24 protein-coding genes and 1 riboswitch are annotated in these 23,423 nt (G+C 45.3%); of the genes, 21 read left to right on the top strand and 3 right to left on the bottom strand.

The genetic code is table 11. The features are described 5' to 3' along the window. Nucleotides 1–3 precede the first annotated feature (3 nt). The 3 genes from recG (at nt 4) to SATMO3_RS17080 (ending at nt 3,251) form a co-directional block, all read left to right on the top strand. Nucleotides 4–2,067: an ATP-dependent DNA helicase RecG gene (gene recG, locus SATMO3_RS17070; protein WP_371370943.1), complete on the top strand. Its 2,064-nt coding sequence runs from the start codon at nt 4–6 to the stop codon at nt 2,065–2,067. Nucleotides 2,068–2,321: 254 nt separating this feature from the next. Next, nucleotides 2,322–2,525 carry a hypothetical protein gene (locus SATMO3_RS17075; protein ID WP_371370944.1) on the top strand — a complete coding sequence of 68 codons (204 nt, stop codon included), beginning with the start codon at nt 2,322–2,324 and terminating at the stop codon, nt 2,523–2,525. 51 nt (nt 2,526–2,576) lie between these two features. Continuing rightward, a complete protein-coding gene (locus SATMO3_RS17080) occupies nt 2,577–3,251 on the top strand; it encodes a TVP38/TMEM64 family protein (RefSeq protein ID WP_371370945.1) in 675 nt (224 codons plus the stop codon). On the opposite strand, the gene SATMO3_RS17085 is transcribed toward SATMO3_RS17080, so the two are convergent. Both SATMO3_RS17085 and SATMO3_RS17090 read right to left on the bottom strand, forming a co-directional pair. Next, nucleotides 3,252–4,052, bottom strand: coding sequence for a HipA family kinase (locus SATMO3_RS17085; RefSeq protein ID WP_371370946.1), 801 nt, complete (start codon nt 4,050–4,052; stop codon nt 3,252–3,254). A gap of 104 nt (nt 4,053–4,156) precedes the next feature. After that, entirely contained in the window at nt 4,157–4,768 is a 612-nt protein-coding gene (locus SATMO3_RS17090; RefSeq protein WP_371370947.1) for a hypothetical protein, read from the bottom strand. A gap of 259 nt (nt 4,769–5,027) precedes the next feature. Between SATMO3_RS17090 and SATMO3_RS17095 the strand changes: the two genes are divergently transcribed. The 4 genes from SATMO3_RS17095 (at nt 5,028) to guaB (ending at nt 8,471) form a co-directional block, all read left to right on the top strand. Beyond that, nucleotides 5,028–5,213 carry a 2-hydroxymuconate tautomerase gene (locus tag SATMO3_RS17095; protein ID WP_084574985.1) on the top strand — a complete coding sequence of 62 codons (186 nt, stop codon included), beginning with the start codon at nt 5,028–5,030 and terminating at the stop codon, nt 5,211–5,213. Between the two features lie 56 nt (nt 5,214–5,269). Continuing rightward, nucleotides 5,270–5,764: a hypothetical protein gene (locus SATMO3_RS17100; protein ID WP_371370948.1), complete on the top strand. Its 495-nt coding sequence runs from the start codon at nt 5,270–5,272 to the stop codon at nt 5,762–5,764. Between the two features lie 329 nt (nt 5,765–6,093). Next, nucleotides 6,094–6,228, top strand: a riboswitch (cyclic di-AMP (ydaO/yuaA leader). 7 nt (nt 6,229–6,235) lie between these two features. Then, complete coding sequence (locus SATMO3_RS17105) at nt 6,236–6,877, top strand: 3D domain-containing protein (RefSeq protein WP_371370949.1); 642 nt, start codon at nt 6,236–6,238, stop codon at nt 6,875–6,877. Between the two features lie 139 nt (nt 6,878–7,016). Further along, a complete protein-coding gene (gene guaB / locus SATMO3_RS17110; protein WP_371370950.1) occupies nt 7,017–8,471 on the top strand; it encodes an IMP dehydrogenase in 1,455 nt (484 codons plus the stop codon). 125 nt (nt 8,472–8,596) lie between these two features. On the opposite strand, the gene SATMO3_RS17115 is transcribed toward guaB, so the two are convergent. Next, nucleotides 8,597–9,514, bottom strand: coding sequence for a polysaccharide deacetylase family protein (locus SATMO3_RS17115; RefSeq protein WP_371370951.1), 918 nt, complete (start codon nt 9,512–9,514; stop codon nt 8,597–8,599). A gap of 127 nt (nt 9,515–9,641) precedes the next feature. Here SATMO3_RS17115 and SATMO3_RS17120 point away from each other — a divergent pair, with 127 nt between their 5' ends. From SATMO3_RS17120 to SATMO3_RS17185, 14 genes are all read left to right on the top strand, one after another. Next, on the top strand, nt 9,642–11,633 hold the full coding sequence (locus SATMO3_RS17120) for a transglycosylase domain-containing protein (RefSeq protein ID WP_371370952.1): 1,992 nt from the start codon (nt 9,642–9,644) through the stop codon (nt 11,631–11,633). 58 nt (nt 11,634–11,691) lie between these two features. After that, nucleotides 11,692–12,420 carry a WecB/TagA/CpsF family glycosyltransferase gene (locus SATMO3_RS17125; RefSeq protein WP_371370953.1) on the top strand — a complete coding sequence of 243 codons (729 nt, stop codon included), beginning with the start codon at nt 11,692–11,694 and terminating at the stop codon, nt 12,418–12,420. A gap of 89 nt (nt 12,421–12,509) precedes the next feature. Next, nucleotides 12,510–13,151, top strand: a complete 642-nt coding sequence (locus tag SATMO3_RS17130; RefSeq protein ID WP_371370954.1) for a phosphatidylserine decarboxylase family protein — start codon at nt 12,510–12,512, stop codon at nt 13,149–13,151. Then, nucleotides 13,148–13,822, top strand: coding sequence for a CDP-diacylglycerol--serine O-phosphatidyltransferase (gene pssA / locus SATMO3_RS17135; RefSeq protein ID WP_371370955.1), 675 nt, complete (start codon nt 13,148–13,150; stop codon nt 13,820–13,822). The genes SATMO3_RS17130 and pssA overlap by 4 nt, the downstream gene beginning before the upstream one ends. Nucleotides 13,823–13,979: 157 nt before the next feature. Then, nucleotides 13,980–15,263 carry a glycosyltransferase family 2 protein gene (locus SATMO3_RS17140; protein WP_371370956.1) on the top strand — a complete coding sequence of 428 codons (1,284 nt, stop codon included), beginning with the start codon at nt 13,980–13,982 and terminating at the stop codon, nt 15,261–15,263. Nucleotides 15,264–15,377: 114 nt separating this feature from the next. Then, nucleotides 15,378–15,755: a 6-carboxytetrahydropterin synthase QueD gene (queD, locus tag SATMO3_RS17145; RefSeq protein WP_371370957.1), complete on the top strand. Its 378-nt coding sequence runs from the start codon at nt 15,378–15,380 to the stop codon at nt 15,753–15,755. 2 nt (nt 15,756–15,757) lie between these two features. Beyond that, nucleotides 15,758–16,483 carry a 7-carboxy-7-deazaguanine synthase QueE gene (locus SATMO3_RS17150; protein WP_371370958.1) on the top strand — a complete coding sequence of 242 codons (726 nt, stop codon included), beginning with the start codon at nt 15,758–15,760 and terminating at the stop codon, nt 16,481–16,483. 19 nt (nt 16,484–16,502) lie between these two features. Next, the gene (gene surE / locus SATMO3_RS17155) at nt 16,503–17,264 is read left to right on the top strand and encodes a 5'/3'-nucleotidase SurE (protein ID WP_371370959.1); all 762 of its coding nucleotides are present in this window, start codon (nt 16,503–16,505) and stop codon (nt 17,262–17,264) included. Nucleotides 17,265–17,426: 162 nt separating this feature from the next. Beyond that, complete coding sequence (locus SATMO3_RS17160) at nt 17,427–17,843, top strand: TIGR04086 family membrane protein (RefSeq protein ID WP_371370960.1); 417 nt, start codon at nt 17,427–17,429, stop codon at nt 17,841–17,843. Between the two features lie 408 nt (nt 17,844–18,251). Beyond that, on the top strand, nt 18,252–18,902 hold the full coding sequence (gene ppaX / locus SATMO3_RS17165) for a pyrophosphatase PpaX (RefSeq protein ID WP_371370961.1): 651 nt from the start codon (nt 18,252–18,254) through the stop codon (nt 18,900–18,902). Nucleotides 18,903–18,912: 10 nt separating this feature from the next. Then, the gene (mtnP, locus tag SATMO3_RS17170) at nt 18,913–19,704 is read left to right on the top strand and encodes an S-methyl-5'-thioadenosine phosphorylase (RefSeq protein WP_371370962.1); all 792 of its coding nucleotides are present in this window, start codon (nt 18,913–18,915) and stop codon (nt 19,702–19,704) included. Nucleotides 19,705–19,717: 13 nt separating this feature from the next. Beyond that, complete coding sequence (gene mtnA / locus SATMO3_RS17175) at nt 19,718–20,761, top strand: S-methyl-5-thioribose-1-phosphate isomerase (protein ID WP_371370963.1); 1,044 nt, start codon at nt 19,718–19,720, stop codon at nt 20,759–20,761. Nucleotides 20,762–20,775: 14 nt separating this feature from the next. Then, nucleotides 20,776–22,017, top strand: a complete 1,242-nt coding sequence (locus SATMO3_RS17180) for an adenosylhomocysteinase (protein WP_371370965.1) — start codon at nt 20,776–20,778, stop codon at nt 22,015–22,017. 27 nt (nt 22,018–22,044) lie between these two features. Further along, entirely contained in the window at nt 22,045–23,325 is a 1,281-nt protein-coding gene (locus SATMO3_RS17185; RefSeq protein ID WP_371370966.1) for an amidohydrolase, read from the top strand. The last annotated feature ends 98 nt before the right edge of the window (nt 23,326–23,423 follow it).

Below are 23,423 nucleotides of genomic sequence, written 5' to 3' on the forward strand. Positions count from 1 at the left end.
TTTTTGCAAAATTTATGGTCTGCTAAAATACAATATCTCAAAGGGGTGGGACCTGCCAATGCAGCCAAACTTGCCAAGATGGGAATTTTCACTGTAGGACAGCTGCTGGAGCATTATCCGCGCCGTTATGAGGATCGCAGTAAGCTTAAGCTTATTGCTGAATTGACCGATGGGGAGTATGAATCTTTTCGGGCGACTGTCACAAACATAAGCGAACTTAAATCTCATTCCCGGTTAAAAATAGTGAAAATTACCGTCAGAGACAGCTCCGGTATTGCTCATTTGACCTGGTTCAATCAATCTTATATCAAAAATAAGTATCAGCTTGGCATGGAACTGATTCTCTACGGTAAAATCCAGCGGCGGATGGGTATAGTTGAAGTCAACAAACCGGATGTTGAAGCAGCAGACAACAATAGTCAGGGGAGCGGGCGCATTGTTCCCGTATATCCCGCCACTGAGGATATGCCCCAATGGCAGTTGCGGTCGCTGATACAACAGGCTTTACAAATATATGAAGGCTCAGGCATGCATGAGCATGATGAGACTTTACCCTGTGAAATAGTTACTCAATATAACTTGCTGGCAAGACAGCAGGCGTTGACAAACATTCATTTTCCGCCTACTATGGAAACGCTTTCTCAAGCCCGGCGCCGCCTTGTATTTGAAGAGCTTTACCTGTTACAATGCGGCCTGGCCTACTTGAAACATAAAATCAAATCCGCCTGTCAGGGTATCAAACATGCACCTGACAGCAGCCTGACAGCCAAAGTACAAACACATCTTCCATTCACATTGACCAACGACCAGAGAAAAACCCTGCAGGAAATCAAAGCTGACATGGAAGACCTCACGCCTATGCAACGAATGATTCAGGGCGATGTCGGCTCAGGCAAAACAGTTATTGCCGCCATTGCCTTGGCAAAAACAGTAGAGAACGGCTTTCAGGGAGCGCTGATGGCCCCTACCGAGATATTAGCCGAACAACATTATCACACACTGGCCCGTTTGCTTGCACCGCACGGTATCCGTCTTGCCGTACTGACAGGCAAGCTTACGCGTAAAGTACGTTCAGAGGCATTACAGCATATCAAAGACGGTCTTATAGACATTGTCGTCGGCACCCATGCATTAATTCAAGCCGATGTCGAATTCAAGCATCTCGGACTGGTTGTTACCGATGAACAGCATCGATTTGGCGTACGCCAGCGTGCGTTGTTAGAGGCGAAGGGCCGGCGGCCTGATGTGCTTATCATGACAGCAACACCGATTCCGCGAACTATGGCGCTTACCGTTTACGGTGATCTCGATGTTTCAGTTATTCGTGAACTGCCGCCCGGACGCCAGCCAATTGCTACCTATGCGCGCGGTAAAAACCGCCGTGACAGGGTGTACGCATTTGCCGCCGAACAAATCAAGGCAGGCAGACAGGTATATGTGGTTTGCCCACTGGTTGATGAATCCGAAAAAATCGAGGCGCAATCGGCAGTCAAACTGTTCGACGAGCTAACGGCCACATTTTTTCATAATATTCCTTGCGGGTTGCTTCATGGTAAAATGAAATCACAGGAAAAAGAGTCGGTTATGTCGGCCTTTGCCTGTAATGAATTAAAAGCATTGATCGCAACCACAGTAATTGAAGTAGGGGTAAATGTGCCAAATGCTACTGTTATGATTATCGAAGGTGCCGAGCGCTTTGGCTTGGCGCAGTTGCATCAGCTGCGCGGTCGAGTTGGCCGGGGCAAGCATAAGTCGTTTTGCATTCTTATTTCCGACAGTACTAATGAAGAAACAATGGAACGGTTAAAGATTATGACCCAGGTTAGTGACGGCTTTGTTCTTGCCGAGAAAGATCTGCTGCTCAGAGGACCGGGCCAGTTCTTTGGCACCAGCCAGCATGGTATGCCTGATTTAAAAATTGCCGATATTATCAGAGATACCGATATTTTGCTGGAAGCTCGCCGCGCTGCGCAGCAAACAGTTTGTACGCCTGCTTATTTAAACACAGTGTGGCGCTCGCTAGAGAACTGGTTTGGAGCAAAATTCAATATGGTATTTTGCCGTTAAAAGAAGCTAACTTTGGACGAGCTTTGACAAACTGGTCAATTCGTGCCTATGCCGAAGGGATTTGTTTTGTCCGAACAAAAAAAAGCGGCGGCTAAAAGCCGCCAATTATGGGAGAGGAGAAAATTTACATTACTAATATTGGCATTTTGGCGAAGGTTTATACATGTTGAACTTAACTTTTTTAAAAAAAATTCTATTTTTTTTATCGTCGCTGCACACACTAGAGGTAAATAACAGCTAGGAGTGAGCGCGGAATGGAAAACAAATACCCCCAGGAGCAACTACAGAGTATAGCCGCAGAATGCCAAGAGTTTGAGCATATTATCAATGCGATGGGTTATGGTTATTCACTCCTGAATATTTCAGCCGATAGTTATGTCAGGCGTTGCACGGACTGTACGCACTGGCTGGGCGGTTCCTGCAATATATTCAAAAGGGAGATATCCCGCTGGGAATAAGCAAACAGCGCTGCATGCAGCGCTGTTTTTAGAGAACAGGAAGGGTTTTAGATGAGTAAACTATTGGGTTGGCTGGTCATTGCCGCTCTGATAGGATTAACCTATATGTGGCAGCCAGAATTTTTTCATCACGCGTATGGAATCATTGAAAGAGGCGATATCGCTGCTTTAGCGGAATACCTTCGCTCCTTTGGCGCCGGTTCTATTCTTGTAACTTTACTTTTATTTGTAGTTATGACATTTACCATTGTATTTCCGTTTATGATTTTATCAGGTGCCGCCGGTATTGTCTTTGGTCTATTCTGGGGCATAATCATTTCCTGGTCAGGTGAAGTAGTTGGCGCACTTGCTATGTTTGTTTTTGCTCGCTACTTTTTTCGTCATACCGTTGAGGGCTGGATATCTAAAAGCCGGTACCTGAAACAGGTAGATGACTATAGCGCCGCAAACGGTTTTAAAGCATTATTGCTCGCCCGCCTCCTGCCACTGGCTCCTTCCGGCATCATCACTGCCATTGCTGCAATTAGCAGGATTTCATTTAAAGATTTTTTGCTGGCAACAATATTGGGGAAACTTCCACCGGTTGTCATAAAAGTAATCCTTGGTCATGATATTGTTTTTGCCGGCGAAAATCTTGGCCGGCTAGTATTTATTGTGCTACTTGTTGTATTTGTGTATGCCATCCTGTGGTGGCAAAAAAGAAAGAAAAAAGCGGAACTCTCATAATTACTTGGCAAACAACCAGCGTTGTCCACCTCGGCTACGCGGGATATACCTGTTTAAGGTTACCCAAATTTCGTCCACCATGTCCCGGCGCATTTTGGCAAAGTCTGCCAAGGCTTGGCGTTCACATTCTTCTGGCAGCCATTCACTGGGGATCTCTTTTATTATGCAATCAATTTTCTCATTACTAATTGTTTTCACTATGTTGACATATGGCATAAAATCCTGTGAAGACAGCAGATCTTTGAGCAAAATTCTATAATGCTGAAAGTAAAAAATCTTAATTTTTGTGCATAGGTTTTGCAAGGTTTCAAGAGTCCACCTGCTTGATCTAAACAAGTGCGAATTATCAATAGCATACACTCTATATTGTTCGTCTTGCGGGTTAAGCAACAGGTTTTTCTGGTTTTTAGCACGGTCGGCATTGTGAAACATATGGTCAAATAACAAAACTCCGGCCATTTCAGCAAGGTTGACTGCTTTGTGTAATCTATCCTTTCCTACATACCCTGCCTGTTCAAGATAAAGCGAAGCGAAATGCCGTCCCGGAGCTATGCCCAAATCTATAAGCTCCGGGTTATTCTCTAATATTTCATTATTGATTTCAATTATCTCGCTTGGAGGAAAACACAGGTTCATGATGGCGCCGATTTTAGCAGCAAAAAATTCACTTACCAGTACCCGCGAACCTAATCGACTATCCTGGAATTTTACCACATAAACATTACCATCCTGGGCCTGAAAAAATTGCGGCTTAGTAACGCCTACTCCAACCTTTCCCAAATACTCTACAGCCAATAGCATAGGTGCCTCCTAAACAATAGCGTAAGTAAAAAGACCCGGTAATAAATGCACCGGGTCTTCTATCTGCGCGTAATCTAAAGCCTCCTCAGGTTTTATTTCCCAGGCTAACAGCATTCAGCCGATCTGGATACCGAGGTGATGGCTTCAAGATTAACCACTGCCGTGCTGACTACATCATCGGAAATCCCAGAGGAAGTTGCAGGTCCAAATATTTCATCAATTGATAGAAATGCCAGCTCATCATCAACATTACCCAGTGTTCCCCGGAATATAAAGCCACCAAAAGTGGTGATTACAACATTATCGCCAATCATTCGCCGCAGCAGGCAGATTAAGTCGCGGCTCTCCTGACGCTCCGGCGTTTCTGTTTCGCTTTCGGTTCTCTGCTGATCATCGACAGCGGCGGCAATAAAGCCATGTTCGTGACAATCATTTCCGAACGGGGCGCTCTTAACACCGGTTGCTTTGGCAACCACTTGCCATAAATCAAGGTTGAGGAATCTTACTTCAACAACTTCTCCCCCCGGAGAAAGTATTTCTACGTTCGATTCCGCTTCAATGGCCGGGGAAAGAAAAGCAATACGGCAGTCGTCAATTTTTTGCAGGTTACCAAAATAAACTACCCCGTCAAAACCAAATAACAAGACATCGGTGTTTAACTCACACTGAAGTTCCCTAATTAAGCATTCATTACGAATCTCTCTGAATATACTCATAAGTAGTGACCTCCTCCAATCTCTAAATGAACAGTTGTATACTATACTGTATGAGCCAAAGAAGAAAAATGTTACGCCTATATTCCGAAATACTCTTACATAACGCAGCAATCTATTTTTCATACTTGTACCCCATATATAAAAATAACGCTGCAGCATGAGCAATCATCTGTAAAATTCACATTTACCGGCAGGGATTATTGCCTGTAATAACGAAGATAATAGCAGAACAGGTAATTATCACCGAGGAGGGTTATTTATGCCAATAGTACAAATCGATATGCTGGAAGGCCGTTCACTGGAACAGAAACGGGAGATGGTAAAAAAGGTAACTGAAGCCATTGTTGAGACAGCAAAATGCCCACCGGAAGCAGTAACTATCGTACTGCGCGAAGCACCTACCCAACACATCGCCAAAGCTGGCGTATTAGCTTCTGATAAATAATTTTGCAGGCCATTTCGTTTTACGAAATGGCCTGCCTCTTAGAAAGGTGGAGCTCTATGCTACCTATACAATTCGCCCTTGAGCTTGAAACCATAATTGCGGGGCAACTGGCGAAACTGATTGAGACAACTCCGGCTGAAACCGCACCGGTACTCACCCTGCTGCATCAATCCCAGACAGAGTTTACCAAGCTGTTAACCAGAGCCCAAACAGTCGATGTTGACAGTGCAGTCTATCCGCCGGTAACAGAAGCTCAATTGCTTGGTTTGGATACATCCTGGCAACAAATTAATCAGAAGCTAAAGGCAGGGGACCTGAGTCTGGATGGGCTGACCGCATATTGGTCCTTGTACACAGCTGTTGACAAGACTGCCCAGTTCTACCAACAGGCAGCCGCTAACAGCGCCCATCCGCAGACACAGCTGTTTTTTAGTTCTCTTAGTCATGTAAAAAAGATACTGCGCCGCCGCTTTGACGGCATTATTCATATCTATTATAACCACCTTTGGGGAGAACTTGGGTTTGCCCCCTTTATTTTGGGAAAAGATTAGCCGCCGTGGCAGGTTACGCTTATACCGCCGGCCAGATACATAAATCTGGTGTTGCCGCAAGAGCAAACCAGGCGGCAGACATCACATTCCACACATCGTGCATAAGGCGTTTAAATGGGACTGCCAGGTTGCTAGTCCCATTTAAACGTCTTTCCGTATTATACCAGTGTTTTAAAATATACTCACCCAGTTTTAATTTACATACAAATCAAAATTTTATATTTTTAGTTGCATACAGAGCCGTATAACAGAGAATGAACTATTTAATAGTTAATATTGCCGGATAATTTGACGTAATCGCATTTGCGACAATAGCAATTATCCTGTATCATAACCACATGCCGAATTTCCGAACAAAAAGGAAAACGGGGGACCCACTTTTGGGGTGAATCCGCGTTAGCGGTAGGGATTTCCCTTTGTCCCGAACCCGTCAGCTAACCTCGCAGGCATTGAGAAAGGGGTGTTTTCACTATGAAAAACATCAAGAAACTTGTTGCCAGTGCCCTTGTCGCATCTGTCGTAGCTGCCAATATCTGGACCCCATTGGCGTTTGCGGCTTTGGGCGACCAAGCTTTGAAAGCAGGCATGAACGGACAGGATGTTCAAGAATTACAAGTAAGACTTGCTGATTTAGGTTACAGCGATGTCACTCCTGACGGTGTTTTTGGCGAAACCACCGAGCAGGCGATAATCCACTTTCAAAACGCAAAAAACTTAACGGCCGATGGTGTTGTTGGTGAGGAAACCGTACAAAACCTGTTAGGTAACCGGAGTACGCCTGCTGTGTCACGTGGCATTGCACCTGGCCGCTACAAGGCGGCTATGGATATTAAAGCCACCGCCTACGCACCCGGTCCCCATGACAATGGACAGTGGGGTAACTTAACTTACATGGGAACTCAGGTGCGTCCTGGTGTAATTGCAGTTGATCCCCGGGTAATTCCTCTGGGATCCAGGTTATTTATCCAGTTTGCCGATGGCAGCAGCATGTACGGCGTTGCCGAAGACACCGGCGGCGCCATCAAGGGGAATCGTATTGACATTGCCATGCAGTCTGTCGATCATGCTTATGAGTTTGGTGTTCAGAATGTAAAAGTATATATTCTTGGTTAATGCGAAATTGCCTGGTTAAAGTACCAGGCATTCCGCATTTTTTTCTAAATCTACATAAAAAGTGGTAGATTTGGCAAGTTTATTTGTGTTATTATATTTAGAAATACCTATGAAGATGTTTTGTGAAAGGAGTCCGTTAATGTTTGACAACAAATTTGGCCCCGAAGGTTTAACTTTTGATGATGTTCTGCTTGTACCGGCAAAGTCAGAGGTTCTTCCAAGAGAAGTTGAAGTATCCACTTATCTCACGAAAAATATCAAGCTCAATATTCCTATTATCAGCTCCGGCATGGATACTGTCACCGAAGCCCGTATGGCTATAGCTATGGCTCGCGAGGGCGGTATCGGGGTAATACATAAAAATATGCCGATCGCACGTCAGGCTAACGAAATTGACAAAGTCAAACGTTCCGAACATGGCATTATTGTTGATCCAATATTTTTATCTCCCAGCAATACGCTGAAGGATGCCCATGATCTAATGGAAAAATACCATATTTCCGGTGTGCCTGTAACTGACAATGGCAAACTTGTCGGTATTCTGACAAATCGTGATTTGCGGTTTGAAACAGATTTAAGCCGTAAAATTGCAGCCTGTATGACCAGGGAGCATCTGATTACAGCCAACGTTGGCACCTCGCTGGAAGAGGCTAAGGAAATATTACGCGAGCACCGGATAGAAAAGCTGCCTTTACTTGATGAACATGGCAACCTAAAAGGTCTTATTACCATTAAAGATATTGAAAAAGCGCAAAAATATCCTAACTCGGCTAAAGATCCCAAGGGGCGTTTGTTAGTAGCTGCCGCGGTTGGCGTCGGTGCCGATATGATGGAGCGGGTTGACGCTATTGTCGGCGCCAAAGTGGATGTAATTGTTGTCGATACCGCACACGGGCACTCGCACGGTGTGTTGGATGCCGTAAGAAAAATTAAAAATGCCTACCCGCATGTCGATCTCGTTGCCGGCAACGTGGCTACCGGCGAGGCTACCCGTGACTTAATTGAAGCAGGAGCGGATGCCATAAAAGTTGGCATTGGCCCAGGTTCTATCTGCACCACGCGGGTAATAGCCGGTATCGGTGTACCGCAAATCACAGCCATTTATAATTGTGCTGCGGCTGCCCGGCGCTATAATGTCCCCATTATTGCCGATGGCGGCATTAAGTATTCAGGAGATGTCGCAAAAGCCATCGCCGCCGGTGCCCAAGTGGTTATGATCGGCAACCTGCTTGCCGGTACCGAGGAAAGCCCCGGTGAGACAATAATTTATCAAGGACGCAGCTACAAGGTGTATAGGGGAATGGGTTCTTTAGGCGCCATGGCAGAAGGCAGCAAGGACCGTTATTTCCAGGAGAATATGGACAAGCTGGTTCCCGAAGGAATTGAAGGCCGTGTTCCCTATAAAGGTTCCGTAGCAGATACGGTATTCCAGCTAATTGGCGGCTTACGGGCCGGTATGGGCTACACAGGGGTCCGTAACATTGAAGAACTTATCACCAATACCCAGTTTATACGAATTACCGGTGCTGGCCTGAAAGAAAGCCATCCCCACGATATCAGCATAACAAAAGAAGCTCCCAATTATAGTGTTTAACATAAAAATGCTTTGGACTGTTTGTCCAAAGCATTTTTTATCATGACAAAAAAATTACTTTCGCCTGGATAAGGGCAACAACGGCTTGCGCCTTTCGCCAGCGACAACGCAAGCCGTTGTTCTCTTTACCAGGGTGAGGGCGTTTCCAGGTTGATCACCCCAAACTCAAATTGCCTGTCCTTATAATATTTGATAATTTCCGGCAGAGCCTTCACTGTCTCGGAATGTCCCCGGCCGTCATGCATAAGTACTACAGCATGACTCCATAAATTTTTATTTTCCATTTGCGCTGCAATATTTCCCATAATACGTTTGGCATTGGCGCTTGAGGCATCACCTGAACTAATATTCCAGCCCATTTCTATATAACCAAGTTTTCGGAGCATTTCCCAGTACTCTTTGGTAAAACTCCCGGCAGAGCCGCCGGGAGCGCGGGAAATTCGCGGGCGTACGCCAATTGTTTGTTTTATGACTTGATCAGTATGACGAAGCTGAAGCACATAGCTGTTCGGTGACTGATATAGTTCACGATATACATGATTATAGGAATGATTGCCGATTGCATGTCCTTCCTGATAAATCCGCCGCAAAATGTCCGGATATTTTTCAACCTGATTGCCAACCACAAAAAAAGTCGCTTTGATGCCACTGTCTTTTAAGATATTAAGTACAACCGGCGTATTATCCGGATCCGGGCCATCATCAAAAGTGAGGTAAACTACTTTAGCTCCATAATAAGGGCTAGCTTTTGGAACTTCCAATGCTAACCCTTTTGCCTGCCGTTCTTCCACAGTAAAGACGTCATAAGCCGGTTTGGCTAGAATAGGCTGGCTGTCGGTGTTTTCATTCATATAGTAAGCGTCGGCTACAAGACTTGGCTCAGTATACATAGCTGCCTTACTCAAAGATTCAGGCTGAACGGCCGGAGGCGCGGTATTAATATTTGAAAATGCCAGTAAAGCCAGTGGCGATGAAACCAGAAGCGTTAGACAAACGGCACTTAAGCTGCAAATCATCTGAAAAAATCGCGATTTTTTTTTCATTAAAAGCTCCTACACATTATTTTGGCTAATGGTGTCTAATCCTGTATATTCTCTTCCAATCTGACTATTCCTGCACGTAAAAGTCAGATAGCCTGGAGATACTATATACTTAGAGGAGTGTGTAATAATGTCTAACAATCTGGTAAAAGTTCTTACCTGTACAATGCTACTATTATTAATGTTTGCTAACGTTGGTTATGCTTTTTTAGGCTTGCCGGGAACAGATAGCTTAGAAAACCTTAACCTCATATCGGCAACACAGGTATTTGATATCAATGGACAGCTAATATCAAAATTATTTGAAGAAAACCGGATCGTTGTGCCGATAAACAATATCTCACCTTATGTGCAGCAAGCCATTGTAGCCAACGAGGATACCCGCTTTTATAGCCATTTTGGTATTGATCCGATCGGAATTATCCGGGCCATGGCAGTAAATATCCGCAGCGGGGGCCTGGTAGAAGGAGGCAGCACAATTACCCAGCAGTTAGCCAAGAATATGTTTCTTACTCAGGAACGCACAATAACCCGTAAGATAAAAGAGGCTTTGCTAGCCATTATCATCGACTATAAATTTTCTAAACAGGAAATACTCCAGGCTTATTTAAATCAGGTATATTTCGGTGAAGGCGCTTATGGCATTGAAGCTGCCGCGCAAATGTACTTTGGCAAACATGCCAAAGATCTTACTTTAGCAGAAGGCGCGCTATTGGCCGGACTCCCACGCGGTCCCAATATTTATTCACCTTACGTCGACATAAAAGCCGCCCTTGCCCGCCGTGAGCTTGTTCTGGCGGGTATGGTCAAGGAAGGATTCATAACCGAGCAGGACGCCACCCAAGCCAAGGCAGAACCCATTACGCTGGCCGGGAAAAAGAAGCGAGTAGTACAGGCTTCTTACTTTCTCGACTATATTGCCAATGAACTGGTGGGGCGCTACGGAGCAAACAGAGTCTACAAGGGGGGGCTAAAAGTATATACCAGCCTTGATATCAAGCAGCAGCAAGCCGCCGAAGCTGTGTTAGGTCAATTACAGGGAGCCGTACTGGCTCTTGATCCAAAAACCGGTTATGTCAAGGCCATGGTTGGCGGACGCAATTATGAGGAAAGTCAAATAAACCGGGTATTTACCGAAGTTCGTCAGCCCGGTTCCGCATTTAAACCTTTTCTGTATGCAGCCGCCCTCAATCAGGGCCTTACCGCCAACGCCATTATAATTGATGAACCTATTAATATCAACGGCTATTCTCCTGTCAATTATGACAAAAAATACCGTGGTCCGGTAACGTTAAAAAAAGCACTGCGCTGGTCAGTCAACATTCCTGCCGTAAAGCTTGGTCAGCAAATAGGTATTGATAAAGCCTTGGACTTGGCAAAAGGACTAGGCATTACCACCATTGTACCCGAAGACTATTTTCTCTCTTCGGCCTTAGGCGGATTAACGCAGGGAGTAAATTTATGGGAACTTACCACAGCCTATACCGCTTTTGCCAATGGCGGGGTGTTGTCAAAACCGTTAGCCATATTGAAAGTGCTTAATGAAAATAATCAGGTTCTCGAAGAAAACAATATCGTCCAACAATCGGTTCTGAAGCCAGAAATTGCCTATATCCTGACAGACATGTTAAAAGGCGTACTGGAGGACGGCACCGCCACCCCGGCTAACCTTGGCCGGCCGGCAGCAGGAAAAACCGGTACCACTGACAATTACGAAACAGCCTGGTTTATTGGTTATACTCCGGAGATTCTGGTCGGTATTTATGCCGGTAATGATGACCGTAAGCCTATAGGCATTTCCGGTACCGAGGTTTCCGCTTTGTGGGGTAAAATGGTTTATAAAATAGTAGCAGGCAGCTCGCCGGTCGATTTTCCTATTCCGCCTAATGTAGTTGCCGGTATTCCGATCTGTACAACTACCGGCAAACTGGCTGGCAGCAGTTGTAAAGAAACGGAGTACAGCGCCTTCATTCAGGGTACCCAGCCGACAGCACCACGGATAGATAACAGAATAAAGCAATGGCTGGCACCTGACGACCAACAAAATCAGGCACCAGAAAAGCAAGAGCAAAAATCCCAGCCTTTCTGGAAATGGCCTTGGACTAGATTGCCGTCATTTTAAACTTGTGGTACAATGTGCTAGGATAGTAAAACAAAGTGTAAGGAGTAAAAATATCTCAGTGTCTACCAAAGCAACCGTATTAAATGTTTCGATTGACGCAATTACCATGTCTGAAGCTGTTGCAAAACTGGAACGGTTTATTAAGGAACAAACGCCCCATTTAATTGCAACCGCTAATGCCGAAATGGTAATGCTGGCACAGGAGGACAAAGAGCTCGCCGGTATTTTGGCCCAGTGCCATTTAGTAGTACCGGACGGTGCTGGTGTGGTATGGGCAGCAAGACATCAGGGATATACTATCCCTGAGCGAGTTGCAGGCTATGATTTGAGTCAAAACCTTTTGGCCATGGCTGCGGAGAAAGGCTATCGTGTTTTTATGTTCGGCAGTCATCCTGATGTTATTGATAAAGCCAAAAATACTGCTATAGAGCGCTATTCTGGTCTGAAAATTGTCGGAACCAGGCATGGTTTTTTTTCCGGCCAGGATGAACCAGACATTATCCGGACCATAACTGATGCAAAACCTGATATTTTGCTGGCAGCCTTAGGTGTTCCCAAGCAGGAAAAATGGCTGGCGGGTAACCTGGCAAAGCTCAATGTTCCGGTCTGTATGGGTGTCGGCGGCACTTTCGACGTTATGGCCGGTACCGTAAAGCGTGCGCCACTGTGGATGCAACGCAGCAGTCTGGAATGGTTGTTTCGTTTACTTTGTCAGCCACAGCGCGCCATCCGGATGCTTTCCTTACCGCGATTTGCCATAAAAGTAATTTTCGACAAAAAAGATTAGACAAAGTAAACGTGCTATATTATACTGATATATTGAACTTGCTTTTTGGCAACTGTTTATTTAGGAGGGTTTCGCAGGGAGGTGGATAGATGGTAAAAACTCCGATTGTTAAAGAAGGCTATATCTATATTGCTGTACTAGGACTGGTCACTATCATCACTGCCTTAACACTGGGAACATATTGGGCACTTATTCCCGGGGTATTTACAGCTTTTGTTACCTTCTTTTTTCGTAATCCCAAACGTGATGTGCCGGAAGATGATACACTGATAGTATCGCCTGCTGACGGCAAAGTGATGGGGGTAACTGAAGTATACGATGACCAGTTTCTTAATGATAAAGGTATAAAGGTTACTATTTTCTTATCTGTTTTTGATGTTCATGTTAATCGTAGTCCCGTACAGGGCGAAATTAAGTTCCAGCAATATACCTGTGGCCGGTTTAAACCGGCCTATAAAGAATCCGCATCCTGCGAGAACGAACGTCATGCTATTGGCTTGGAAAACGACAAGATGCGTGTTTTAGTAACGCAAATTGCTGGTATATTGGCACGGCGCATAGTATCCTGGGTCACTTTGGGCACCATGCTGAAACAGGGTGAACGATACGGGCTGATCAAATTTGGTTCCTGCACCGAACTTATCGTGCCGGGAACAGTAGAGATTTTTGTAAAAAAGGGGGACAGAGTAAAGGGAGGTAAAACAGTAATAGGGAGGTTAAGGGAAGAGTGAGAAACGCTATTCCTAATATATTAACGGCGCTCAATATAGTGCTCGGAATGTTCGCCATTTTACTGACATTTCAGGGACTGTTTGTCCATGCGGCCTTGTTTGTTGTGGCTGCTATGATTGCAGATGGTCTGGATGGACGAGTAGCCCGCTATTTTGGAGTAAGCAGTGATTTCGGTAAAGAACTTGATTCACTTTGTGATTTAGTGTCCTTCGGAGTTGCGCCCGCAATTATGGCCTATGCTTTTATGCTGAAAGATTTCGCCGGCGGGGCGCTCATTGCGGCTGCATTTGCAACTTGCGGGGCGCTCAGGTTGGCCAGATTCAATGTTAATACCACGAAAGTCAAAGGCTATTTCATGGGTTTGCCAATTCCGGCGGCGGGTTGCGTGATTGCAACTTTTATTATGCTTGACATGAAACCAACCGGGTGGCTTTTTCCAATAATGGTGGCAGTTTTTGCTTATCTTATGGTCAGTACTATCAAATATCCTGATTTCAAAGGCAAAGAGGGAGAACCTATTCGCCTCATTCCTGTGCTTATTACGTTAGGTGTTAGCGCCTATCTGCTTTTTCTTACATTAAATGCTGTTCTGTTTGTTCCATTTTTCGCTTATGCGTTATTTGGCATTCTGAATACAATAATGGGACTTTTTAGCCAACGGTCAGCTTAATAGTTGCTTTTTTCTCAGTTGTCGCTCAGCAGGAAAAATAAATCATTTCACCGAAACTCCTGCATATGATTTATATGAAACGTTTTCAGGAAAAACCGTTATAAATCCTGTAATTTGTTTATTCTTAGTAAGCAGGATTTTGTAAGGAGAATAGTCCATGAATTACATTTTTGACTACATAATGATTCCGATGCAACTCATTATTGTTTTTTTTACTTTGTATTATTTTATTATTGCTTTTTTCGGAATTTGTAAAAGGCACGAAGATAAAATAATGACACCCAAAAACAAATTTGCCGTAATTGTTGCAGCACATAATGAAGAGCAAGTTATCGGTCAGTTAGTAGAAAACTTGCATGTACTTAATTATCCCCGCGATCTTTATGATGTTTATGTCGTTGCCGACAACTGTAAGGATAAGACGGCTCAGATTGCAAAAAAAGCCGGCGCCATCGTTTATGAACGCTTTAATCTTGAACAGCGCGGCAAAGGTTACGCGATGGAGTGGATGTTCGAAAAGCTTTTTGCCGGTGCTAAGCAATATGACGCTGTTGTTGTGTTTGATGCCGATAATTTAGTAGATACCAATTTTCTTATGGAAATGAATAATCGTTTGTGCAAGGGCGAAAAAGTCATTCAAGGTTACCTTGATGCAAAAAATCCAAATGATACCTGGATTGCGGCTACTTTTGCCATTTCGTTCTGGGTGGTAAATCACATCTGGCATTTGGCTAAATATAATATTGGTTTGTCAAGCGTGCTCGGCGGCACCGGCATGTGTATATCGACAGATGTCTTAAAACGATTTGGCTGGGGTGCAACCTGTCTCACAGAAGATATGGAATTTACCATGAAGGTATTATTGATTGGTATCCGTACTACCTGGGCACATGACGCGATTGTTTATGACGAAAAGCCGCTCACCTTCAAACAGTCCTGGAATCAACGCAAACGCTGGGCCCAAGGTCACTTTGACGTTGCAAGCCGCTATATTCCCAAACTAGTAGCCGAAGGCATCCGCCGCCGGGATATAAGACTTCTGGATGGTGTGCTTCATCTGGTGCAGCCTCATTTCTTGATTCTTTCTACAACGTTTGTCTTATTAAGCTATCTTTACCATATTACTCCGTTTTACACCAATATTTTGTATATGGTATTACCAATCGAAGTGTGGACAGTCATCGCAATTGGACAGTATGTGTTCCCTATGATTGTTCTGGCCAAAATCCGCGCAAACTGGAAAACATGGATCTATCTCGTTTTTTACCCGCTTTTTGTTTATAGTTGGATTCCAATAACTTTTCTGGGATATTTACATCGCAACGATCGAAATTGGAGTCACACAGAGCATACCCGCAGTCTTAGCTATCGCGATATTCTTTTAAATAACTCAAATGAGTTTTCAAAAGAAAACCTTCTAAGCAAGCAAGCTATCAAATAAAAGGTGAGTGGACGCTCATCTTTTTTTGTATATAGCACCAATACCTATACTATGTAAAATGCAAGTATATTTCCTACCCAACGGAAAAAACCTATCATCAAGGAGGCGTTACCATTGTATGATTTAACCATAATTGCTGAATTTGAAGCTGCTCATCAGTTGCCCGACTATCCCGGAAAATGCTGCCGTTTACACGGACATAACTGGAAGGTAGAAGTTACCGTCACAGGCCATGAACTCAATGATCTGGGAATGGTAATGGATTTTAAAGATCTCAAGGCAGAGGTTGGCAAGGTTATTGATGAGCTTGACCATTACTATCTTAATGATCTCCCCGCCTTTAAGACCCTTAACCCAACTGCCGAAAATATTGCCAAATACATATACGATAAACTGGCCAGCAGTCCTGCCTTCCAGCAGAACATAAATGTTCGCTGCATTCAAGTTTGGGAGTCTCCCCGGTCAGCTGTTAAGTATTGTCCTCAGGGGTAGTTATGACCAATATAGTTGAAATTTTTTCTTCCATCCAGGGAGAGGGGCTATATGTCGGCACACGGCAAGTATTTGTCCGTTTATCAGGCTGTAACTTAGCCTGTGCTTACTGTGATACCCCAAATTCCCGCCAGTTTACTGAGCAAGCCCTAATCGAACGTACTGCAGGAAAACGGGATTTCATGAGGTTAGTAAATCCGCTACCGCTTAATGATGTTGCTCAGTATATTAATTCGCTGCTATCAGTCAGGCATCATTCAATAAGTCTCACAGGCGGCGAGCCACTCTGTCAATCACAGTCAATCACTCAGCTTGCCCCGCTACTAAAAGCTCCGATTTACTTAGAAACAAACGGGATATTGTTCAGGCAACTTACTGAGGTATTGCCATATATTGATATTATCAGTATGGATATTAAACTGCCAAGCATCGCCGGCCGGGAGTATTGGCAGGAGCACTCTGATTTTTTACGCCTGGCCGCAACAAAAAATGTTTTTGTGAAAATTGTAGTTACCGGACAGGGCAAAGATGAGGAATTAGAGCAGGCTTTTGCGTTAGTAGCCTCCATTGATCCTAATATTACTGTTATTCTTCAGCCGGTAACACCGGTGAACGGTTGCGAAGCTCCTCTGCCTGACGCCATGCTGATATATCAGGAACGGGCCTTAAAATTGCTGAACAATGTCCGGGTAATTCCGCAAACCCATAAGTTTATGGGGCAACTATAACACTTGGGAGGTTAAACTATTGCATATCCTTCTAACCAATGATGATGGGATAATGGCCCCGGGAATAAATGCATTATGGCGGGAATTATCGCCATTCTTCCGAATATCCGTTGTAGCACCGGACAGTGAAAAAAGTGCTTCCAGTCAGGCGATTACCGTGCACCATCCAATTTGGGTGGATAAGCATCCTATTGATAATTATAACATTTGTGCCTGGCGGGTTGGTGGTACACCCACCGATTGTGTTAAAGTAGCCCTGGAGGCACTGCTCATTGACGACCGGCCGGATATAATCATATCCGGAATCAATCATGGCTCCAATCTAGGCACTGATGTTTTATATTCCGGGACTGTCAGTGCTGCAATTGAAGGCGCCTTGCACGGGTTGCCGGCGATCGCCGTATCCTTGGACTGCAGTTGGGAACCGTTTGATTTTTCTCCGTCAGCCAAAGCAGCCAGAAAAATAATTGAAGCCGTGATGAATAACACATTGCCGCCTAACACCCTGCTCAATGTTAATGTCCCGGCCCTGCCGGAGCATGAGCTGCAGGGCATAAGTATAACCAAACTTGGTATCCGCAATTACGAAAATACTTTCGAGCGCCGCCTGGACCCGCGAGGCCGTACTTATTACTGGATGAGCGGCCGGATTTCCGAAAGTGAAAACGACGCCGACAGCGATATTATGGCGGTAAAAGCGGGAAAAATTTCTGTCACACCAGTCCACTTTGACTTAACTAATTATGGTATCATGAACATACTGGAAAGCTGGGGGTTATAAAAACATTTATGCCAGTGCCAGGACAAAGGCGCAACACAGGCGCTATTTTCCTACCCAGGCGTGAAGTTTTTTTACTATCATAATAAAGAAATTTCCCTGCCCGGCATATTTGGCTGTTACTTGCATAAATTTACAGTAAAATATCTTTCAGGAGGGAGTATTATGGCCAAAGTTTCCCGCCGGACAAGAAACTACCCCCAAACGCCAAAAAATACTAACATCCCGCTGACTATTTTTAAAGGGGTAGCGATCAGCATAACTGTCTCGCTCATTTGCGCCGTATGTCTTTCCTTGATTAGTCTAATATCTGACAGTAAGTTCATCGATAACTATATCGAGTACATTATGGTCGCGGTTACCATGACCAGTATTTTTGTTGGCAGTGCCTATGCGACAAAACAAACAGCGTCTAAGGGCCTTTTGATCGGCTGTACTGTCGGCATTATATATGTACTGTTCTCGATGGGGGTAGGTCTCGAGTTAGGTCAAGAGCAAGTGTCCTGGCTCATGCTGGGCAATAAGTTCGCAGCAGGCAGCTTGGCCGGGGCGCTTGGCGGTTTTATTGGCGTTAATTTGTAAAATACGGTAACCAGGCAGCAGGGATTATTAAAATGATCTTGAACATCTTACTATAGTAACTGTGGAAGTGTTCCCTGAGCAACCGCCGCTGAATGTAGAAAGTTGATGCGGCATTTTTGCTTGATTCATTTTGGACAACCCGGTTGTCGGAATGTTACCTGACTCTGGAGAGGTGCCTGCTGCAGGCTCCTTTTTATCCAGGAGGACAGTACAAAATTTCTACCGAATATGGGCAGCTAAAGCCCGGGCAAGCCGTGTTTTCTTTAAATTATCAGAGAAAGTAATCCCTTTTTGATAATAAGCAAGAGCGACTAAGGCTTCTGCCGGCGTCCTGAGGGACTTGGCACAAGTCAAGTCTTTTCTTATTTATGATTTTGGGACAAGCCAACAACTTAGGGAGGGCAACATTTGGGTCTTAAAGGAATTTTATTTGATCTTGACGGTACGCTTATTGATACTTCAAATTTGATTATCCAATCCTTTCAACACACCTTTGATCTGCACTACGGGCGGCCGCTCACACCTGAAGAGGTTTATGCCTTCTTCGGCAAACCGTTAAAAGCAGCCATGGAATACTATGGACCTGATAAAGTCGATGAACTTATAAAAACCTACCGTGAATTTAACCTTGCTCATCATGACCGGCTTACCACAGGCTTCGACGGAGTACCGGAAACAATGCGGAAAATTCACAACACGGGCATACTAATGGCAATAGTGACTTCTAAAACCAGGAGTACAGCTATCAGAGGCCTTAGATTATTTCATATGGACCAGTACTTTTCGGTAGTTATTGGCCATGAAGAGTGTCAAAAACACAAACCCGATCCCGAGCCTGTATTGAAAGCGCTTGAGGCAATCGGGCTTCAGCCGGCTGATTGTCTAATGGTTGGTGATAGCTCCTTCGATTTAGCCAGTGCCCGCGCCGCCGGAGTAAAAACAGCAGCAGTCCGCTGGTCGCAGCTTGCCTGGGACAGCCTATTAGCCGAGCAGCCTGATTATATTTTAAATACCATCGAAGATTTGCTTTATATTTGTAAATCAGAACAGGAAGGGTAGGGGGACTATAATGAATATCGCTATTATTGGTGGAACCGGCGTTTATGACCCGCGAATTTTAAATAATATACGTGAACAGGTAACACCAACTCCGTATGGGGTGGTACGTTTTAAAACCGGGGAATATGCTGGTAAAGAAGTAGCTTTTATTCCGCGCCATGGGAGTAATCATTCCATTCCGCCGCATCTAATCAACTACCGGGCCAATATCTGGGCTATGAAAAAAATGGGTGTAAAGAATGTTATTGCCACAACCGCTGTCGGATCCCTCAATCCGGATATGAAACCAGGTGATTTTGTACTTATAGATCAATTTCTTGATTTTGTTAAAAACAGAACTACAACATTTTACGAAGGGGGCTCACGTGGCGTTGCTCATGTTGACGTAACAACACCTTATTGTCCATCTATTCGTAATGTTTTAGCGGGCGAGGCAAAAGAACTCGGCATTTCGCTTCATCAACAGGGTACTTATGTCTGCACCGAAGGACCGCGGTTTGAAACACCGGCCGAGATAAAAATGTTCGCCAAACTCGGTGGTGATGTCGTGGGAATGACTAATGTTCCTGAAGTTATATTAGCGCGTGAAGCAGAAATGTGCTATGCTACGGTCTCCATGGTAACTAACTTCGCTGCCGGAATTTCACCTCAGCCTTTAACTCACCATGAGGTTTTGGAAACTATGCAAGCCAATACCGAGAATATTAAACAACTTATTCTGACTGCCATTGAGCGCCTGGAGCCGGATACAGACTGTGCCTGCAAGCACGCATTAGCCGAATACGGCGGCTTCAAATTGTAGGGAGGTATAGCTAATGCGTTCGGTAGCATGGTCAAATAACTGTCTTACGTTGCTAAATCAGACTCTATTGCCAAATAAAGTCGAAACTATCGCTTGTAATGACTGGCGACGTGCGGCTGAAGCCATCCGCCGCCTGGAGGTTCGCGGCGCACCGGCGATTGGAGCTGCCGCAGCTTTTGCCCTTGTCCTGGGGGCCCGCGAACAGGCGGCGCTGGCTTTTCCTGAATTCAAGTCAAATTTACAAGAGACTGCCGAGGCACTGCGTCAAACCAGACCTACGGCCGTTAATCTTTTTTGGGCCATCGATCGTATGCTGGCAGTATTGGAGGGTCTGCCGGACACAGCGGACTCTGCCGCCGCCATACAGGCTCTCGAGCAGGAAGCCATCACAATTGCCGATGAAGACAAAGAAATGAACGCGAAAATGGCGGCCTTTGGGGCCAGCCTGTTTACCTCGCCGACTTGTGTACTCACTCACTGCAACGCCGGTGCATTGGCCACAGTAGATATCGGCACAGCTCTCGGGGTCATTCGCCAAGCCTGGAAGCAAGGTAACATTACCCGGGTGTTTGCCGATGAAACCAGACCGTTATTACAAGGTGCCCGACTTACGGCCTGGGAACTGATGCAAGATGGTATCCCGGTAACTTTAATCACTGACAATATGGCTGGCTGGGTCATGAAAAATAAAATGGTACAAGCTGTTATTGTCGGCGCTGACCGTATTGCCTTAAACGGCGATGTTGCCAATAAGATCGGCACATACAGTGTCGCTGTTCTGGCCAAAGAACACGGCATTCCTTTTTATGTTGCAGCGCCATCATCCACATTTGATTTTAAAATAGCAAGCGGTTCCGATATTCCCATAGAAGAGCGCTCGGCAACCGAAGTAACTTCACTAGGCGGTAACTGTGTGGCTCCCCAGGGAGTGCATGTTTTCAATCCTGCATTTGATGTAACGCCGCATTCTTTGGTAACCGCCATTATTACTGAGCATGGCCTGCTGCACGCACCCTATGACCAGGCCATTCATCAATTAAGTAAACTGTGCAAATAAAGGGAGGATTTTAAATGGAATCAATTATCCGCGATATTAGCCTGGCCCCTCAGGGCATGGATAAGATAAATTGGGTTAAAGAATTTATGCCTGTCCTTAATACTCTTAATGACGAATTATCTCAGGCCAAGCCGTTAGCCGGCAAAAATCTGGTAATCACCATGCATCTGGAAGCTAAAACCGCATACCTCGCGCTTGTACTGAAGAATGCCGGGGCTAACGTAGCGGTTACCGGCAGTAATCCGCTTTCGACGCAGGATGATGTGGCAGCCGCCTTGTCCTCCCAGGGGGTTAAAGTTTTCGCCTGGTATAACACCACAACGGAAGAATATGAGGAATTTTTGCATAAGGCGCTTGATACCAAGCCTGATATCATCGTCGATGACGGTGGCGATCTAGTCTCGTTACTGCACGGTCAGCGCAGCGAGCTGGCAGGTAATATCCTGGGTGGTTCGGAGGAGACAACAACAGGTGTTATCCGCTTAAGAGCCTTGGACGGTTCCGGTCGTTTGAAATTCCCCATGATTGCAGTAAACGACGCTTATTGTAAATACTTATTTGATAATCGCTACGGTACCGGACAGTCAACCTGGGATGGAATCATGCGCACCACCAACCTTACAGTAACTGGCAAAACGGTTGTGGTAGCCGGCTATGGCTGGTGTGGTAAAGGGGTGGCCATGCGGGCCAAAGGCCTGGGAGCCAACGTTATCATTACTGAAATTAACCCAATCAAGGCTATTGAAGCTGTATTCGACGGATTTACTGTCCTGCCAATGCAGGAGGCAGCCGCCAAAGGTGATATTTTTGTAACCCTGACCGGCTGCAAGGACGTTATTTGCCGGGAACATATGGAGGTTATGAAGCCGGGAGCCATTATGGCCAACGCCGGGCATTTTGACGTGGAAATAAATAAAGAAGATTTAGCCGCTTTGGCCAAAACGCGCAGAGTGGTACGCAAAAATATTGAAGAATTTTTGCTTTCTGACGGACGCAAACTATATCTCCTGGCCGAAGGGCGCTTAGTCAATCTTGCTGCCGGCGACGGTCACCCCACAGAAATTATGGACTTATCCTTTGCTATGCAGACACTGGCGGTTCTCCATATTGCCCAAAATCATAAATCTCTGGAAAACAAAGTATATACCGTCACTGAAGAGATGGATAACCGGATTGCTTCACTCAAGCTCAAAGCCATGGGATACAGTATCGACCGGCTGAGCGCCGAACAGGAGGAATATCTAAATAAAGCCTAGCATAAAAGCTAAAAGGAGGTTATATCTATGTTGAATCTCTTATTGCAGGGCGGAAACGTACTATGCGCCGATGGCCAAGTTCGGCAAATGGATCTGGCTATCGAGGGCTCAATCATAACGCAAATTGGAACTGTCAGCAATACGGCAGAGCGGGTCATTGACTGCCATAATAAATTAATTATTCCTGGATTTGTAAATACACATACGCATGCTGCCATGACTCTGTTTCGCAGTTATGCTGACGACATGCAGCTTATGGACTGGCTGAAAACAAAAATTTGGCCGGCAGAAGAAAATCTTACTGCCGATGATGTCTATTGGGGAACACAGCTAGCCATCGCCGAAATGCTTAAATCCGGAACCACCTGTTTTGCCGACATGTATTTCTTTATGCCGGAAGTTGCTAAAGCAGTGGCCGAAAGCGGTATTCGTGCCGTTTTAGCCCGCGGCATGGCCGGGGTTGCACCTACCGCCAACCAGGCACTCGCCGAAAGCGAAAACTTCTATAAAGAGTGGCATAATGCAGCAAACGGACGAATTACCATTATGCTCGGACCGCATGCACCGTATACCTGCCCACCGGATTATCTTAAAAAAGTTACCGCACTGGCTGAGAAGCTGGGAGCCCAAATTCATATCCATCTGTCGGAAACCCTACAAGAAGTGAGCGATTGCAATAAACAATACGGAAAATCACCTATTGCCTTAATGGAAGAAATCGGTCTTCTTGATTATGGTGTTCTGGCGGCCCATTGTGTCCACGTTTCGCAGGAAGATATCGCCATCATGAAAGGAAAACAGGTTCGTGTGGCCCACAATCCCGGCAGTAATATGAAATTAGCCAGTGGGGTGGCGCCGGTTCCCGATATGCTTAACGCAGGCCTCTGTGTGGGCCTGGGAACAGACGGCGCAGCCAGCAACAACAATCTTGACATGCTCGAGGAACTCCGCCTGGCAGCCATGTTGCACAAAGTGCATCGTCTTGATCCTGTGGCAATTCCGGCCAGTACAGCAGTCCAGATGGCGACCGCTCAGGGAGCCAATGCTTTAAGCCTGGGAAGTAGTATCGGTAAACTTGAACCAACTTATAAAGCAGACATAACGATTTTTGATATGCAACAGCCGCACTGGTATCCGCAACATGACTCCTTGTCGCTCTTAACTTACGCAGCAAGCGGCCGTGATGTTCATACGGTAATTGTTGATGGCAAGATTCTGCTCGAAAACCGGCAATTAACCACAATCGATGAAGAGCGCCTTTTAGAAGAAGTTAACCGTCGTGGCATACGTTTGGTTAATCCTGTATAGGTCCAAATAATAATTTTATTTTCGATGCGCCGACAGGATTTGCCATATAAGTATTGAATAGTAAATATAAACCATGTTGTGACCGATTCGTATTTACG

The organism is Sporomusa aerivorans, from assembly GCF_041428895.1.
Taxonomy (GTDB): domain Bacteria; phylum Bacillota; class Negativicutes; order Sporomusales; family Sporomusaceae; genus Sporomusa; species Sporomusa aerivorans.